Annotated in this window: 21 protein-coding genes; 1 reads left to right on the forward strand and 20 read right to left on the reverse strand. The window is 51.7% G+C overall.

All coding sequences use genetic code 11. The annotated features are described in order from the left end of the window. The 15 genes from queE to ACIDE9_RS11510 all read right to left on the reverse strand — a co-directional run bounded on the left by queE (position 1) and on the right by ACIDE9_RS11510 (position 10,986). Positions 1-642 (reverse strand): 7-carboxy-7-deazaguanine synthase QueE, encoded by a 642-nt coding sequence (gene queE, locus ACIDE9_RS11440; protein ID WP_411994917.1) that lies wholly within the window; start codon positions 640-642, stop codon positions 1-3. Positions 643-726: 84 nt separating this feature from the next. Then, positions 727-1,593 carry a YbgF trimerization domain-containing protein gene (locus ACIDE9_RS11445; protein ID WP_411994918.1) on the reverse strand — a complete coding sequence of 289 codons (867 nt, stop codon included), beginning with the start codon at positions 1,591-1,593 and terminating at the stop codon, positions 727-729. Beyond that, complete coding sequence (pal, locus tag ACIDE9_RS11450; RefSeq protein WP_194754955.1) at positions 1,580-2,134, reverse strand: peptidoglycan-associated lipoprotein Pal; 555 nt, start codon at positions 2,132-2,134, stop codon at positions 1,580-1,582. Before pal ends, ACIDE9_RS11445 begins: the two co-directional genes overlap by 14 nt. Before the next feature lie 46 nt (positions 2,135-2,180). Further along, entirely contained in the window at positions 2,181-3,515 is a 1,335-nt protein-coding gene (tolB, locus tag ACIDE9_RS11455; RefSeq protein WP_411994919.1) for a Tol-Pal system beta propeller repeat protein TolB, read from the reverse strand. Between the two features lie 58 nt (positions 3,516-3,573). Further along, positions 3,574-4,404 carry a cell envelope integrity protein TolA gene (gene tolA / locus ACIDE9_RS11460; protein ID WP_411994920.1) on the reverse strand — a complete coding sequence of 277 codons (831 nt, stop codon included), beginning with the start codon at positions 4,402-4,404 and terminating at the stop codon, positions 3,574-3,576. A gap of 21 nt (positions 4,405-4,425) precedes the next feature. Then, positions 4,426-4,818 carry a biopolymer transporter ExbD gene (locus ACIDE9_RS11465; RefSeq protein ID WP_194741265.1) on the reverse strand — a complete coding sequence of 131 codons (393 nt, stop codon included), beginning with the start codon at positions 4,816-4,818 and terminating at the stop codon, positions 4,426-4,428. Between the two features lie 11 nt (positions 4,819-4,829). Then, entirely contained in the window at positions 4,830-5,504 is a 675-nt protein-coding gene (gene tolQ / locus ACIDE9_RS11470; RefSeq protein ID WP_194741264.1) for a protein TolQ, read from the reverse strand. Beyond that, the gene (gene ybgC, locus ACIDE9_RS11475; RefSeq protein ID WP_411994921.1) at positions 5,501-5,896 is read right to left on the reverse strand and encodes a tol-pal system-associated acyl-CoA thioesterase; all 396 of its coding nucleotides are present in this window, start codon (positions 5,894-5,896) and stop codon (positions 5,501-5,503) included. Before ybgC ends, tolQ begins: the two co-directional genes overlap by 4 nt. A gap of 1 nt (position 5,897) precedes the next feature. Beyond that, positions 5,898-6,944 (reverse strand): Holliday junction branch migration DNA helicase RuvB, encoded by a 1,047-nt coding sequence (ruvB, locus tag ACIDE9_RS11480; RefSeq protein WP_194741262.1) that lies wholly within the window; start codon positions 6,942-6,944, stop codon positions 5,898-5,900. Between the two features lie 139 nt (positions 6,945-7,083). Next, positions 7,084-7,659, reverse strand: coding sequence for a Holliday junction branch migration protein RuvA (ruvA, locus tag ACIDE9_RS11485; protein WP_411994922.1), 576 nt, complete (start codon positions 7,657-7,659; stop codon positions 7,084-7,086). Then, on the reverse strand, positions 7,656-8,216 hold the full coding sequence (gene ruvC / locus ACIDE9_RS11490) for a crossover junction endodeoxyribonuclease RuvC (RefSeq protein WP_194755094.1): 561 nt from the start codon (positions 8,214-8,216) through the stop codon (positions 7,656-7,658). The genes ruvA and ruvC overlap by 4 nt, the downstream gene beginning before the upstream one ends. Before the next feature lie 41 nt (positions 8,217-8,257). Next, positions 8,258-8,986: a YebC/PmpR family DNA-binding transcriptional regulator gene (locus ACIDE9_RS11495; protein WP_194754960.1), complete on the reverse strand. Its 729-nt coding sequence runs from the start codon at positions 8,984-8,986 to the stop codon at positions 8,258-8,260. Positions 8,987-9,129: 143 nt separating this feature from the next. Next, entirely contained in the window at positions 9,130-10,032 is a 903-nt protein-coding gene (locus tag ACIDE9_RS11500) for a DMT family transporter (RefSeq protein WP_411994923.1), read from the reverse strand. Between the two features lie 34 nt (positions 10,033-10,066). Continuing rightward, positions 10,067-10,444, reverse strand: coding sequence for a YybH family protein (locus ACIDE9_RS11505; RefSeq protein WP_194754962.1), 378 nt, complete (start codon positions 10,442-10,444; stop codon positions 10,067-10,069). A 29-nt stretch (positions 10,445-10,473) separates the two neighbouring features. Beyond that, the gene (locus ACIDE9_RS11510; RefSeq protein WP_411994924.1) at positions 10,474-10,986 is read right to left on the reverse strand and encodes a MarR family winged helix-turn-helix transcriptional regulator; all 513 of its coding nucleotides are present in this window, start codon (positions 10,984-10,986) and stop codon (positions 10,474-10,476) included. Positions 10,987-11,109: 123 nt separating this feature from the next. Here ACIDE9_RS11510 and ACIDE9_RS11515 point away from each other — a divergent pair, with 123 nt between their 5' ends. Continuing rightward, positions 11,110-11,541, forward strand: a complete 432-nt coding sequence (locus tag ACIDE9_RS11515; RefSeq protein WP_194754964.1) for a CBS domain-containing protein — start codon at positions 11,110-11,112, stop codon at positions 11,539-11,541. A gap of 57 nt (positions 11,542-11,598) precedes the next feature. Here the strand turns inward: ACIDE9_RS11515 and yegQ are convergent, their stop codons facing one another. The 5 genes from yegQ to ACIDE9_RS11540 form a co-directional block, all read right to left on the reverse strand. Continuing rightward, positions 11,599-12,945 (reverse strand): tRNA 5-hydroxyuridine modification protein YegQ, encoded by a 1,347-nt coding sequence (gene yegQ / locus ACIDE9_RS11520; protein WP_411994925.1) that lies wholly within the window; start codon positions 12,943-12,945, stop codon positions 11,599-11,601. 35 nt (positions 12,946-12,980) lie between these two features. Further along, the gene (locus ACIDE9_RS11525; RefSeq protein WP_024930884.1) at positions 12,981-13,400 is read right to left on the reverse strand and encodes a secondary thiamine-phosphate synthase enzyme YjbQ; all 420 of its coding nucleotides are present in this window, start codon (positions 13,398-13,400) and stop codon (positions 12,981-12,983) included. A gap of 105 nt (positions 13,401-13,505) precedes the next feature. Beyond that, on the reverse strand, positions 13,506-14,294 hold the full coding sequence (locus ACIDE9_RS11530) for a quinoprotein dehydrogenase-associated SoxYZ-like carrier (RefSeq protein ID WP_411994926.1): 789 nt from the start codon (positions 14,292-14,294) through the stop codon (positions 13,506-13,508). 96 nt (positions 14,295-14,390) lie between these two features. Further along, positions 14,391-14,822, reverse strand: a complete 432-nt coding sequence (locus ACIDE9_RS11535; RefSeq protein WP_194754967.1) for a VOC family protein — start codon at positions 14,820-14,822, stop codon at positions 14,391-14,393. Positions 14,823-14,890: 68 nt separating this feature from the next. After that, positions 14,891-15,418 carry an adenine phosphoribosyltransferase gene (locus tag ACIDE9_RS11540; RefSeq protein WP_411995002.1) on the reverse strand — a complete coding sequence of 176 codons (528 nt, stop codon included), beginning with the start codon at positions 15,416-15,418 and terminating at the stop codon, positions 14,891-14,893. Positions 15,419-15,493: the final 75 nt, after the last annotated feature.

The following is a 15,493-nucleotide window of genomic DNA, read 5'->3' on the forward strand; positions in this document are numbered from 1 at the left end:
TTAAACTCCTTGTTTCTCGCCCCAAAGGATTTTGTGCAATTGCAATTGCATGCGCACCTTGAGGTGATCCTGCAAAATCCAGCTGGCCAGCGTTTCGCCACTGACATCATGAAAACTCGGGGAGAATAACTGGTCACAGTGCGCAGGAAACGGCTGGGTTTCTAACATCTGCTTGGCCCAGTCAAAATCTTCGCGGCTGCAAATCACCCATTTCACTTCGTCACCGGCTTTGAGTAATGGTAAATTTTCCCAGCGGTTTTTCTCCACTTCGCCAGAGCCAGGCGTTTTAATATCCATCACCACTTTGACGCGGGCATCCACAGGCGCAATATCCATGGCGCCACTGGTTTCCAGCGACACCTGATAACCGGCATCACTTAAGCGGGTCAATAATTCGACACATGGCTTTTGCGCCAACGGTTCGCCACCCGTCACACAGACATAAGGCGTCCCATACGCGGCAATCTGCTGCATGATGTCATCCAGCGTCATATTGCTGCCACCTTTAAACGCATACTCGGTATCACAATACCCACAGCGTAGTGGGCAACCGGTCAGACGGATAAAAATAGTAGGCAGGCCAACGCGCGAGCTTTCGCCCTGCAAGGAATAGAAAATCTCGAAAATTCTGAGTGTGGTCATGAGGATGTAAAAAATAAACGGGCAGATATTGCTATCTGCCCGCTATTATCGCCGAAATAAAGTAATTTCAATAACGAAAATCTGCTATTTGATACTTTCCAACACCTTCAGGCGTTTTTGCGCACTTGGCGTCACTTCAGCCGACGGATAAGTTGTAACCAAGTCTTTCAAGGTCTTTTTGGCTGCAGGAATCTGTCCCAACTGAATCTGGCTATTCGCCAGGTTGAGCATGGCATTGGGCGCCAACGCATGCGAAGCATAGCTATCCAGAAACTTCTGCTGCGTTGCGGCAGACGATTTGTAGCTCTTCAATGCAAACTGGGTGTAACCCATGCCATACAGTGCATCAGGTGCCAGCTTGCTCGCCGCGTGGTTTTTCAAAAAAGCATCATAAGCATTAAATGCCTCTTTGTACTTACCTGCCTGGTTTAAAGACTCCGCCTCAGCAAACGCACTGGATTCTTGCTGTGAAACATCTGCTTTCGCATCAGTAGCACCGCCATTACTGCCAGATGATGTCACCGGCATTTGACCACTGGTCACAGACTGCGCCAGCGTTTCCAGCTTACGCACACGTGTATCAAGATCAGTGTATGAAGCACTTTGCTTGGTACGCATATCTTCCAGCTGATGGGTCACCACCTCAAGGTCGCCCTTGAGCTGCGCCACATCTTGCCTGATCTGTTCCAACTGGTTTTGCATATCCAGCAAGCCCTTGCCGTTAATCAGGGCTTCCAGGCTTTGCACGCGCCGATCCAGCGATTGCTGGGTACGCGTCAGGTCAGTGATGGCTTTTTGTTGCGCATCATGGTCAGACGTTTGCTTGTTTTCCAGTTCGAGGATCCGCTTTCTGGCCTCGGTATCGTCAAACAAAGCCGCGTGGCTGACAGTCGACACTGTCAGCCCCAGGGCGATCAAAGCAGCAGAAAGTCGCAAATTACTGACCTGCATAGACGATGTCTACGCGACGATCTTGCTGGAAGCAACCGTCATCTGCGCAGTTTTGTTTAGAACGCTCTTCACCGTAGCTCACGGTTTCGATTTGGCTATCGCTTACGCCCAATACATTCAGTGCGTTTTTAACGGCCACTGAACGACGCTGACCCAAAGCCAGGTTGTACTCGTGTGTACCGCGCTCATCGGTGTTACCTTGCAGCACCACTTTAGTTTGCGGGTGAGCAACCAGGTATTTAGCGTGGTTAGCCACCAATGCCTTGTACTCTTCACGAATCGCATCGCTGTCATAATCAAAGAACACTTGACGTTTAGCCAACTCAGCAGCGCTCAACTCATCTTTGCTGGTGTCAACATCCACTGTTTTGATATTGATTTTGTCTGTGCTGGCAGAGCTGTCAGCACCTGTGTTGCCTTGTGATTTAGCAATTGGGCGAGTCACGCTGGAATCTTCCACTTTTGCCGGGTTCATCGGGGTGCTTTTACAAGCAGTCAACACCAATGCAAGTGCTGCAACTGTCCAAATTGTCTTGTTCATACTTTCTCCTTAAAATGAGTGACTAAATAAATTGACCACGGATAGACTACTTGGGCGCTGCTTGTGCAGGCCCCCATGCAGGTTCACGAATATCTCCGCCCGCTTCTGACAAACGCTGCCTGACCAGACCATCCACAGTGACGGTCGCCAGCGTGCCTTTGCCGCCAACACGGGTTGCGTACATAATAGTACGCGAATTAGGGGCAAAGCTGGGCGATTCATCTTGCGAGCCGGTGCTGAGCACTTTGACATCGCCGCTGCCCAGGTCCTGCACAGCCACCTTGAATGCGCCGCCATCATTGCGGATATACGTCAGGTACTTACCGTCTGGCGAAAAGCGCGGACTCACATTATAACTGCCTTCAAATGTCACACGAGACGCTGAACCACCTGATGCAGGCACTTTATAAATCTGCGGGCGTCCACCACGGTCTGAACTGAAATAAATCGATTGGCCATCCGGTGAGAATGCAGGTTCGGTATCAATCGAACTGCTTTTCGTGACTTGCTGCAAATTGGAGCCATCAGCAGAGATGGTATAAATCTGCGAGTTGGCGCCATAAGTCAATACAACAGCCAGCTTGCTACCATCAGGTGCCCAGGCCGGCGCACTATTATTGCCTTTAAAGTTGGCAACCACTTTACGTTCGCCGGTATACAGGGACTGCACGAATACAATCGGCTTCTTTTTCTCAAAAGAAACATAAGCCATTTTGCTGCCATCTGGCGACCATGCCGGTGAAATAATCGGCTCATTGGATGACACCAGCGTTTGTGCATTAAAACCATCGTAATCTGCGATCTGCAAGGTGAAACGCTTGCCCACCTTAGTCACATAGGCAATACGTGTCGCAAACGCGCCTGGCTGACCGGTAAATTTTTCATAAATCTGGTCAGCAATCAAATGTGCCACATGGCGGTACTGGCTAGGTGAAACGGTATAAGTCAATTGCAACAAGGCGGTCTGGCGCAATACATCCATCACTTGCACAGAGACTTTCAAATTGCCACCCACTTGCTGCACCTCACCCAAGCTCAGGCCTTGCGCTTTCAGTGCGGTCCAGTCGGTATATTTGATTTGTGAAGCAGTTGTCGGCAACGCAGGCATGCCACTGGTATTGATAATGCGGAACATGCCGCTACCGCGCAGGTCGTTGCTGATAATTTCATGCAAACGGCTGCCGGATGGCACAGCGCCGGATTCAGCCATGGGCAAAATCGCGACAGGGACCTGGATCGCGCTACCGCCACTGATCTCGAGTTCCAGTGCGGCCTGGGCCGGAAGCGCAAACATCCAGACCAGTACGCCAGCACCGATGGTTTGAGACAAAAAATGGATCAACCCATTTTTAAGGTTTTGCATGGTCACAGTTTTATTCATTTTGGTTTGCTTATAGACAAGAATTATAACGAAAAGCGTGTTCAGCGTCATGGCTGTATTAGCTACGCGGCCTGAACTTCAAACGTATCTGATCCACCATCTTCTTGCGCGCGGCCGGATCATCAGGCATATCAAACGGTTTTGCCGCCAGAACGGCACGGATCACCGCATCATCACAGACGGCATCCCCCGAACCTTTAACCAGCTTGGGCATACCAGATATATCACCCGAATTGGTCATTTGTATGTCAACCAGCAGTTCCGGGTTGGTCACCGGACATAAACCAGAGTTCACATTGTTGCGAATCTTGCGGCTCATCAGCCCCATGTAATAGTTAAGCACAGAGGGATCAACTGCTGCTGCCGCAGCTGACTGCTGCGCATCCATATCCTGCTGACGCATGGCGTCCTGGATTTTTTTCAGCTTGTCTTCTTCCTCTTGCTTGCGCAGGGCTTCCTGAATTTTCTTCAGTTTCTCTTCCTGCTTTTTCTGCTCAAGTTCTTTCTTTTTCTCTTCATCCAACAGGCGCTTTTTCTCATCTTCCCGTTTTTTGAGTGCAATTTCCGCTTCTTGTTCCGCTTGTTTGACTTGCGGCTCCGGCGGCGGTGCTTTTTCCGGTGGTTTAGGCTCAGGTGGTTTGGGTTCTGGCTTAGGCTCTGGCGGTGGTGGCGGAGGAGGTGGCTCCACAGGTTTAGTCACCGCTTTGGAGGGCTGTTTGCTGGGCAAACTGTCCCATAATGTGGCCTCCATCACGCTCGGATTGACGTGCACGGCTTTCCAGTCGACCATAAAAATCATGCCCAGGAATAACAGCACATGCATGAGCACAGACAACACCGCTGCGCGTTTGCGTATGACCTGATCTTGTGGAGACAATGCGATTTTCATCTGTTTTAAATCACTGACTGCTTACTTCTCGTTCTGAAACAACAAGCCCACCTGATTGACCTGCGCCTGTTTCAGCAAGTCCATCACCGACACTACTTCACCATAAGGTGTATTCTTGTCGGCAGACACCACCACTGGCTTTTGCGCCTCAGCCAGGCGCTGACGGATCAATGCCAACATATCGTCACGCTGCATTTCCTTACCTTCCATGAGCACGGTGCCTTCTTTTTGCACAGTGATCACAATCGGGTCACCGCTCTGTTTAAGCGCCTGGCCGACTTTAGGCAATTCGACCATACCGGGATTAGTCATGGGGGCTGTCACCATAAAAATCACCAACAATACTAGCGTGACGTCGATGTAAGGCACGACGTTAATCTGGTTCATCATGCGCCGTTTACGCGTTCTGCTCATAGTGGTTCCGATCAGGCTCTACGTTGCAAAATGTTGGTAAATTCTTCGATAAAGCTCTCGTAGCGTACGGACAGACGGTCCACCCCTGCCGCAAAGCGGTTATAGGCAATCACGGCCGGAATCGCCGCAAACAGGCCGATCGCCGTTGCCACCAGCGCTTCAGCAATGCCTGGTGCTACCTGGCTTAATGTGGCTTGTGCCACGTTAGACAAGCCACGGAACGCGTTCATAATGCCCCACACCGTACCAAACAGACCGATGTAAGGGCTGACGGAACCGACCGACGCAAGGAATGGTAAATGCGAATCCAGGTAATCTAGTTCACGGTTATACGCGGCACGCATGGCGCGGCGTGTGGCTTCCATCACGTCACTCACTTCAGTATCTTTTTGCTGTTTGTAGCGAATAAACTCCTTGAGACCCGCCTGGAAAATACTGGCCATGCCTTGTGGCGTTTTCCTGCCTGCAGTAATGCGCTCATACAATTCGTTCAAGTCACCACCGGACCAGAACTGGGCTTCAAACTGGTCGACATTTTCATTGGCAGCCTTTAATGAAAACACTTTAATGAAGATATACCACCAGGAGACCAGCGAGGTCAGCAGTAGGATCAGCATGACCAGTTGAACTGGCAAACTGGCCCCACTCACCAGGGTAAAAATCGACATATCGTTCGCTACATTCATGAAGACTCCAGTGCAATTTTGAGTCGGGCCGGAATACCCGTTGGTTTAAATGAATCCGCATCGACGCAAGCCACCTTGACCTGCGCCTCTATTAACATCGTTTCGCCACACATGATCTGCTGCTGGCAGCTAAAACTGCCCCGCTTCATCTCGATCAAGCGTGATACTACCTGTAACTGGTCATCCAGCCTGGCTGGTTTTTTAAATTGCAGTTGCATGCTGTGAACCACAAACAGCACCTGCTCTTGTTGCTTTAACGCAGCCTGGGCAAAACCCGCCGCCCGCAACCATTCTGTCCGTGCGCGCTCCATAAAGTTCAGGTAGCGGCTGTGATAGACCACGCCGCCCGCATCGGTATCTTCATAATACACACGCACCGGGAACACAAACATATTACTGCCCGGCCTCTTGCCACAACTCGCCAGACACCATGCTGGCAGGCGCTTTGAGGCCAAAATGCTGATAGGTCATCAGCGTCGCAACACGACCGCGCGGCGTACGCATGAGATAGCCTTGCTGAATCAAATAAGGTTCCAGCACATCCTCTATCGTATCGCGCTCTTCGCCAATGGCCGCCGCCAGGTTATCCAGGCCGACAGGACCGCCACCAAATTTTTCTACCACCGCTTGCAGCAACTTGCGGTCCATCACATCCAACCCTTGCTGGTCGACATCGAGCATCTTCAGCGCGGCATCCGCCACTTTGTCCGTCACCACGCCATCGGATTTTACCTGCGCATAATCACGCACGCGGCGCAGCAAGCGGTTAGCAATACGCGGCGTGCCACGCGCACGACGGGCAATTTCAGAAGCACCGGCCTGCTGCATCTCGACTTCAAGCAAGCTGGCAGAGCGGCTGACAATCTTGGCCAGCTCGTCGTGGCTGTAAAACTCCAGGCGGGCGACGATGCCAAAACGGTCACGTAAAGGATTGGTCAGCATGCCGGCACGCGTAGTGGCGCCCACCAGCGTAAACGGTGGCAAATCCAGGCGCACACTGCGTGCGGCCGGACCTTCACCAATCATGATATCCAGCCGGTAATCTTCCATGGCCGGGTACAGAATCTCTTCGACCACTGGGCTTAAACGGTGGATTTCGTCAATAAACAGGACATCGTTAGGTTCAAGATTGGTCAGCAGGGCGGCCAAATCGCCTGCGCGTTCCAGCACAGGGCCGGAAGTCATGCGCAGATTGACGCCCATTTCTTTGGCAATAATATGGGCAAGTGTGGTTTTACCAAGGCCAGGTGGGCCGAACAACAGCACATGATCCAGCGCTTCCTGACGGCCACGGGCGGCATTGATGAAGATTTCGAGTTGACCACGTGCTTTTTCCTGCCCCACATACTCATCCAGCACTTTGGGGCGCAACGCACGTTCCAGCGCTTCTTCTTGGACGCTGGCAGTGGCAGGAGCGACGAGTCTATCGGTTTCAATCATGGGTGGTCGGTAATGAAGTGCAAAGCAAATTTAGTCAACGCAAAACCTCATTGCCGGTCACTAAAGAGGTAAGTTATTTTTTGTGATGATACCATGCGGCGTTTGACTATTACAGACCATGGCGCATGCGCGTGATGTCTCACTTGGCCAGATACTTCAAGGCCTGGCGGATGCCATCACTGACGCTGACACCAGGCTCCAGCAATTTGACGGTCGCAGACGCTTCACGCTCGTTGTAACCCAATGCCACCAGCGCATTGAGGATATCGTCGGTGGCTGCTTTAGCCGAAGGTTGCGCCGAGGTAGAGCCGGTCACCACAAACTTGTCCTTAAGCTCAAGCAGTAAACGCTCGGCGGTTTTTTTGCCGATGCCAGGGATGCGTGTCAGCATGGAAACTTCTTGCTGGCTGACTGCCAGCATTAAATCATTGACGCTGACGCCACTGAGGATGGACAACGCGGATTTGGCGCCTATACCATTGACCTTAAGCAATTGCTTGAAAGTGTTTTTCTCCTGCTCACTGCCAAAGCCATACAGTAATTGCGCATCTTCGCGCACCACCATATGGGTCAATATCTGTACCGGCTGGCCCAACTCAGGCAAGTTATAAAAGGTGCTCACGGGCACCTCCACCTCATAACCGACGCCATTGCAGTCAATCACAATCAAAGGCGGTGATTTTTCCAGCAATTTTCCCTGCAAACGCGCAATCATACCAATCTTCCATTTCTGACTCTAAATCCGGTGGTAGCCAATGCACCCAGGCCCTGCCCGCCATGCGCATGACAGATGGCGCAAGCCAGGGCATCGGCTGAATCAGGACTAGGGGTGGCAGGCAATTTGAGCAAGCGTTTGACCATCTCTTGCACCTGTTCCTTTTGGGCATGGCCATTACCGACCACAGACTGCTTGACTTGCAGCGCCGTGTATTCTGCCACCGGCAATTGACGGATCACCGCCGCTGAAATCGCCGCGCCACGCGCCTGCCCCAGCAACAAGGTCGATTGCGGGTTGACGTTCACAAATACTTTTTCAATTGCCACTTGCGTCGGCTGGTAAGTGGCAATCACTTCAAACAAACCATCCAAAATGACTTTGAGACGCTCAGGCAAGGCTTCTTTTTCCGGCTCGCCTTCTGCACTTTTTTTAGCTGAAGCGGTTTTAATCACGCCACTGGTGACATACGATAACTTGCCATCCACGGCTTCAATCACCCCGAAGCCAGTGATCCTCAAGCCGGGGTCTATGCCCAGTATGCGTTGTACCGCCATCAGCAGTTTTCTGAACACATGCCAGCAGCGAACCGCATCAATTAAGCCTCTTCGATCACAGCAGAGGTGTACACATCCTGCACGTCATCCAGGTCTTCCAGCATGTCGAGGATTTTCTGCATTTTGACGGCATCATCGCCAGTGAACACCACTTCATTCAGTGATTTCATTGTGACTTGCGCCATCACGGCTTTAAGCCCAGCGGCTTCCAGCGCCTCTTTGACGGTCACGAAATCACCCGGTGCAGTGACCACTTCAATACTGCCATCTTCGTCGGTAATCACGTCTTCCGCGCCCGCTTCCAGCGCCACTTCCATCACCGCATCTTCTGACACGCCTGGCTCAAACACCAATTGCCCACAGTGCTTGAACATGAATGCCACGCTACCATCGGTGCCCAGGTTGCCGCCGTGCTTGGTCAGGGCGTGACGCACGTCCATCACCGCGCGCTGGCGGTTATCAGTCAGGCAATCAATAATAATGGCCGCACCGTTGATGCCATAGCCTTCATAACGGATTTCCTCATAATTCACACCTTCCAGTTCGCCCGTGCCTTTTTTAATCGCACGCGTGATATTGTCAGAAGGCATATTCTCTTCTTTAGCCGCAGCCACTGCCGCACGCAAGCGCGGATTCATGGCGGTATCGCCGCCGCCCATGCGGGCAGAAACCGTGATTTCCTTGATCAGCTTGGTGAAGATTTTGCCGCGTTTGGCGTCTTGACGGCCTTTACGATGCTGAATATTGGCCCATTTACTATGCCCAGCCATAGTGCTTCCTTGTATTTTTTAACAACGTTGTTGAGGTAATTTAAGCCGCTGATTTTACCACAGCCGCCCGATCACCAAACGACCGTCGCACATAACAAAAAAGGCCTGACATTGTCAGGCCTTTTATACGAACTGGCTTTGGGTTACTGGCTTTTACCGTAACCGGGCCGCATCATCAGGATGGAAATCAGGCTGAGCGAAAAGATAATCAACGCCATCCCTGTCATTTCCATATGATCCGGTACTTCGTTCAACTGTATCCAGGCCGCAATGACACCAATCACCGGTGCCAGCATGGACGCCATACTCGCCACCCCGGCGGGCAACCGTTGCAAGGCAAACAGCCACAACAACCAGGCCAGCGCGCCACACAGCACCACGTTAAACAACACCGCGCCGATCAGGTACGTTGACCAGTCTATCGGCGGCGCAGGCACCAGCCAGGCGATCAGCACCATGGGCAATGAACCCAGCAACATCGGCCATGCCGTCAGGTTGATCAAATCCAGCGTCGGATGGCGCCTGTGCAACTGTTTGGTCATGATGGCAGACAACGCCCATGACACGCCAGACAACACTGCCAGCAACATACTGAAACTATCGGCACGGATATGTAGCGGATCAAAAATAAACAGCATGCCCAACACTGCAGCAATCACCGCCAGCCACTGCCAACCGTGTACCCGCTCGCCCAGCATCGGCCAGGCAAACAGCAGGGTCCAGAACGGCATGGTATAAGTCAGCACGGCAGTTTTACCCGCGCCCCCCTCTACCAGGGCCCACATAAGCACACCGGTAAAGCCGACGTTTTGCAAAATACCCAACAGCAGCATGGTCGGAAACTCGGTTAAGCCCATCGGGCGGCGCGTCACATACAACACCAGGAACAACACCAGCGCACCAAAAAACGTACGCATGGCCGCAAACTGGAACGGTCCGGCATATTGCAGCGCGCTCTTCATCACCACCCAGTTATAACCCCAGATGATGGTGAGTACGAGCAAGGCCGTTAAAGCCTGCGAGCGTTGTTTGATCAGTTGATCCATAAACCCTGTTCCATAGAAGTATGTGACGTGTGTATTAGTTCCAGATATGTGTTACAGCCAGCCACTGGCCATCGGCTTGTTTCTGGAAAACGACTTGTACGTTGCCGCCAAACTGTTGTTTGACGCCATCTTCGCCGATCAAGGCACCTGCCCAATTACCGGTTTGTGTCGCCAGGGCATCCGTCACAACGGCCTCTTTCATGGTCAGTGCATGTTCAATCACGCCTGCCTGAATCAAGCCACCGAAGAAATCTGCAATCGCTTGACGTCCTTTGACTGGGGCACCAGCTGGTGCTGGCATCACAATCGCGTCTTCAGCATACAAGGCACCAATTGCCTGGGTATTTTTGCTATTAAAAGCCGCATCAAATTGCTGATTCAAAGCGATCAAGGTATCAACTACTGTTGCCATGGTGTTACTCCTCTTTAAAAATTGCGAAATTATTGATTAAAATCCCAGGCAGACATCCCTTGGTCTATCACACCTAAAATACTTTGCAGATCGTTGCGCTGGCTTTCTGATAACCCTTGCATACACAGGCGCAAGCGTGTGTAGTAGTCAGGCATCACGGCATCCAGCTTGGCCTGGCCCGCCGCGGTGAGGCGGATTTTCACGCTACGCCTATCTTCTAGCACAGCCACACGCTGCACCAGGCCCACTTGCTCCAAACCATCCAGCAAGCCCGTCATGGTCGCCCGGGTGACGCCAAGCTTCTCAGCCAAGGTAGAAGGCGTGGACGTCAGGTCGGCTTCACGCATGAGCAGGATCAACACCCACCAGCGCCCTTGCAACAAGTCATGCTTGCTCAGGCAAGCATCGAGCGCAATGGATAAATCCGTCGCCACCCGCAACAACATGAGGAAACCGGCAATAGCAGTGACGTCTGCTGCGGGGTACCGTTGGGCAAACCGCTGCAAGACTTCTTGGGTAGGGAGATCTCTAAGTTGCAACATAATTAGCCACATTATAGTTAGCTGGCTAATTATGTCAAGAGGTGAAATAAAATGAAACAAATATGTTACAAACTAGCACATCGGTGTATATTAACTATCCGTGCCCGATGAAAGGAGGAAGTCATGAAGACACTTCAACAAGTACTCGCTCATAAAAAACACCAAGGCATCATCAGCATTGCGCCCAACCGGCCGGTGTATGATGCACTGGTCATCCTGGCGGAATACCAGATCGGCGCCCTGGCCGTGATCAAGGATGGGGAATTGGTAGGCATCTTCTCCGAACGCGACTATGCGCGCGAGATTATCCTCAAAGGCCGCTCATCCAAAACCACGGCCATCAGTGAAGTGATGACCGAAAAGGTCATTACTGGCAAGCCCACAGAACTGGTCGAATCAGCCATGAGCACCATGCTGGATAAACGCATCCGCCACTTACCGGTACTAGACAATGGCAAGATGCTGGGCATGCTGTCTATCGGCGACATCCTCAAGGAAACCATCAGTTACCAGCAAGAGCTGATCAAGCAACTGGAAAGTTATATCCACAGCTAGCCGATCCAATAAAAATAAAGGGGAGCTATGCTCCCCTTTATTTTTATTGCCCATCCCTTACAAATACCTGGCCACCATCGCGTTATCCAGCACGCTGGCGGCGATAGGCAGCTTGACGAAATGCCCACTGCCAGCAGCCTGCTGTACAGGCGTGCCGCGCTTATCAAACAATTGCTCCACCACAATATCGCGATTGCCGCTGGGGTGGATTAATTGCAACTTATCGCCCACGGCAAACTTATTACGCGCCTGAATGGAGGCCAGCCCACGTTCAGCATCGTAATCTACGACATCACCGACATACAAACTACGGTTGGCGCTGGAATGCCCTTGTACATAATTCTGGTGCTCAGCGGTATGGTGGCGCTGGTAGAAACCATCGGTGTAACCACGGTTAGCCAGATTTTCCAGCTCGCCGAGCAAGCGCCAGTCAAACGGGCGCCCCGCCACGGCATCATCAATCGCCTGACGATAGTTCTGGCTGGTGCGAGCCACGTAGTAACGTGACTTGGTACGGCCCTCGATCTTGAGCGAATCCACGCCCAGCGCAATCAGTTTTTCCACATGCTCAATCGCACGTAGGTCTTTACTGTTCATGATATAGGTGCCATGCTCATCCTCCATCATCGGCAGCAGCTCGCCGGGGCGGCCCTTTTCTTCAACCAGGTAGACCTGGTCGGCGGCCGGATGGCGTGGCAAGGAACCACAAGAAGACAAGCTGGATTTCTCCATTTCCGCCTGAAAATCAAACTCTTTCAAACGGATCACGCCTGCTGCATCCGGCTGCGCATCATGCACCTTGTAATCCCAACGGCAACTGTTGGTACAGGTGCCCTGGTTAGGGTCACGCGAATTGAAATAGCCAGACAATAAACAACGGCCTGAATAGGCAATACACAAAGCGCCGTGTACAAACACTTCCAGCTCCATCTCCGGGCATTCCTGGCGGATTTCGGCAATTTCATCGAGGGATAATTCACGTGACAGAATCACGCGCGTCAGCCCCATGCGCTGCCAGAATTTGACCGAGGCGTAATTGACCGCGTTGGCCTGCACAGATAGATGAATAGGCATTTCCGGCCATTGCTCGCGCACCATCATAATCAGGCCAGGGTCGGCCATAATCAGCGCATCCGGTTGCATGGCGATCACCGGTACCATGTCACGCATATAGGTTTTTACCTTGGCGTTATGCGGCGAAATATTGCTGGCAACAAAAAACTTTTTGCCGCGCGCATGCGCCTCCTGGATACCAATCGCCAGATTCTGCATCGAAAAATCATTTTCACGTACCCGCAGACTGTAGCGCGGCTGACCGGCATACACCGCATCCGCACCATAATCAAACGCCGTACGCATGCGATCCAAGTCGCCAGCAGGGGCTAATAACTCAGGAGACTTCATTACCGTATTTCCATTTCAACACGCAGTATTTGCATTTACTCACCGATAATTTTCACCAGCACACGCTTATTGCGGCGACCATCAAACTCACCGTAAAAAATCTGTTCCCAAGGGCCAAAGTCCAGCTGGCCTTCAGTAATCGCCACCACCACCTCACGGCCCATGATCTGGCGCTTGATGTGCGCATCTGCATTGTCCTCGCCGGTATCATTGTGACGATAACCGCTCACAGGCTCATGCGGGGCCAGCTTTTCCAGCCACACTTTGTAGTCATGGTGCAGGCCACGCTCGTCGTCGTTAATAAACACACTGGCAGAAATATGCATGGCGTTGATCAGTACCAGGCCTTCTCTGACGCCACTTTCGCGTACACATGCCACTACATCCTGCGTAATGTTCTTGAAATCCATACGCGCGGAAATGTTAAACCACAGCTCTTTACGAAAACTCTTCATCTTGTCCCCTTTCCTAAAGCGGTTATTTTAGCACCGGGATTAAACTGTCATTTGCCATAAAACAAAAAAGGCCTCTATAAAGAGGCCTGATCTGCAACATTTCATCTAGCTGTGTACATCAAGACTTTGCGTAAAAGTTTTACCTTCATTATCCGTCGCCACGACTTCCAGCTTGCCCGGTGCATCCGGAATAAAACTGAATTTCATATAAGGATCTTCACTGGTTCCCACACCCACATCCACCGTCATCACCTCTTTACCGTTGTAGGTAAAAGTCGTTTTATTGATATAAAACGCTGGCACATACCCTTGGGAGACCAAGTCGCGCTGTAAGCCTGTGCGCATGACGTGGCGGATATTAAAGGTGGCCGTCGCCGCCTCACCAAACTTGGGTGCATCTACATTTAATTTGATTTTACCGGCCGCGGCCCGCACTTCAGCTTCATTATTATCCACGGTACCACCACAGCCGCCCGCGGCGCGGATTTCACGCTTGCCCATATACAGCTTGCCATCAGCGGTTTCACCAATCAGGCGCACAAAAGAATCCGTTTCCTGGCGGATACGGGTGGCCATCTGGAAACCATTCAACATATCGGTCAGGTGATAGGTAGACGCCAGTTGAATCGGGTTAGCATCCACAATGACATACAGTTTTTTTAGCACCACGCCATTGGCGGCGGCCTTGTCATAAATCAGCGTGACCGGCACTTGCGCCCCACTCTCGGCGCGGCGCGGCGCTTCAATTTTCAGGAAATCAACCTCCTGAATCTCACGCTTTGGAAAAAATGCTTCTTTAACGACGGCCCATAATTTGGGATCGGCTTCCGCATGCGCCTGTCCGGCCATGCCTAACACCACCACCCCCAACATCATCATCCATACTTTTTTCATGATCTTCCCCGTATTCACATAATTGATTTTGATCTGCATGAAAATAATTGTCTAACGAATGCCTGACGTCAATATGTGATGCACATCACACTAGTCCTAGGCCAGTTTGCTCGGGTCACCTGAAGGCCGCATCTCGTAATTGGGATCGGCGTATTCAGCAAAATTCAATTCCACGCCATTACCCGCCGGGTCACGCATATTAATCTGGCGGATACCATTCGCCAGGATACGTGTGGTGTATGTCACCCCGCGCGCCTGCAGATTGGCTTCCATCGCATCCATATCGTTACAGTTAAATGAGACATGGTCATAGGTGCCATGCACATGCAGTTGCGGCGGCTCGGCCGTTTTATACTCAGCCAGGTGTACCACAGCCTGCCTGCCAATATAGAGCCAGTAGCCATAAGTCGTACTGGCCACCCGTTTACCTACCGTCAAGCCCAACACGTCGCAATAAAAGTCACGCAACAAATGCATGGTGTCGCGATCGGTGCGAAAGTTGACGTGATCAATTCCTGTCAATGGCATGATTTTCCAATCTAATTAGTGCCGTATCAAAAGTGTGTGCAAAGCGTCTGCGCAATATAGTACAAAAATCAGTGTCCTTCAAATTGACACAGGACAAATGGTTGGACGCCGCTCGCCTGCAAATGTTGCAAGCCGCCCAAGTCGGGCAAATCAATGACGAACCCGGCATGCTCGACGACACCACCCAACTGACGTATCAACGCAACCGCAGCCAGAGCCGTCCCACCGGTTGCAATCAAATCATCAATCAGCAGTGTTTTTTCGCCAGCAGTAATCGCATCCTGATGTATTTCCAGTGCATCTTCACCATACTCCAGCGCATAGCCTTGTGAAATGGCGGCCGCAGGCAACTTGCCTGGTTTACGCACTGGTACAAACCCGAGCCCAAGCTTGCTCGCTAAAGCAGCACCGATAATAAACCCACGCGCCTCAATACCGACCACTTTATCCAGGGCAATATCGGCATAATGCAATGCCAAGGCATCAATGGTGGCATTAAAAGCGGCAGCATCCTTGAGCAAGGTCGTGATATCACGGAACTGGATGCCCGCTTTGGGGTAATCTGCAATGGTGCGTATATAACTGCGGATATCCATCATGCGCCCATCCCTTCAAGCAAGGCATTCAATCCAATAAAAAACGCGCCTACCCCATGGTAGACGCGCTTTGTT

This window comes from Methylophilus sp. 'Pure River' (assembly GCF_046765995.1).
Lineage (GTDB): Bacteria > Pseudomonadota > Gammaproteobacteria > Burkholderiales > Methylophilaceae > Methylophilus.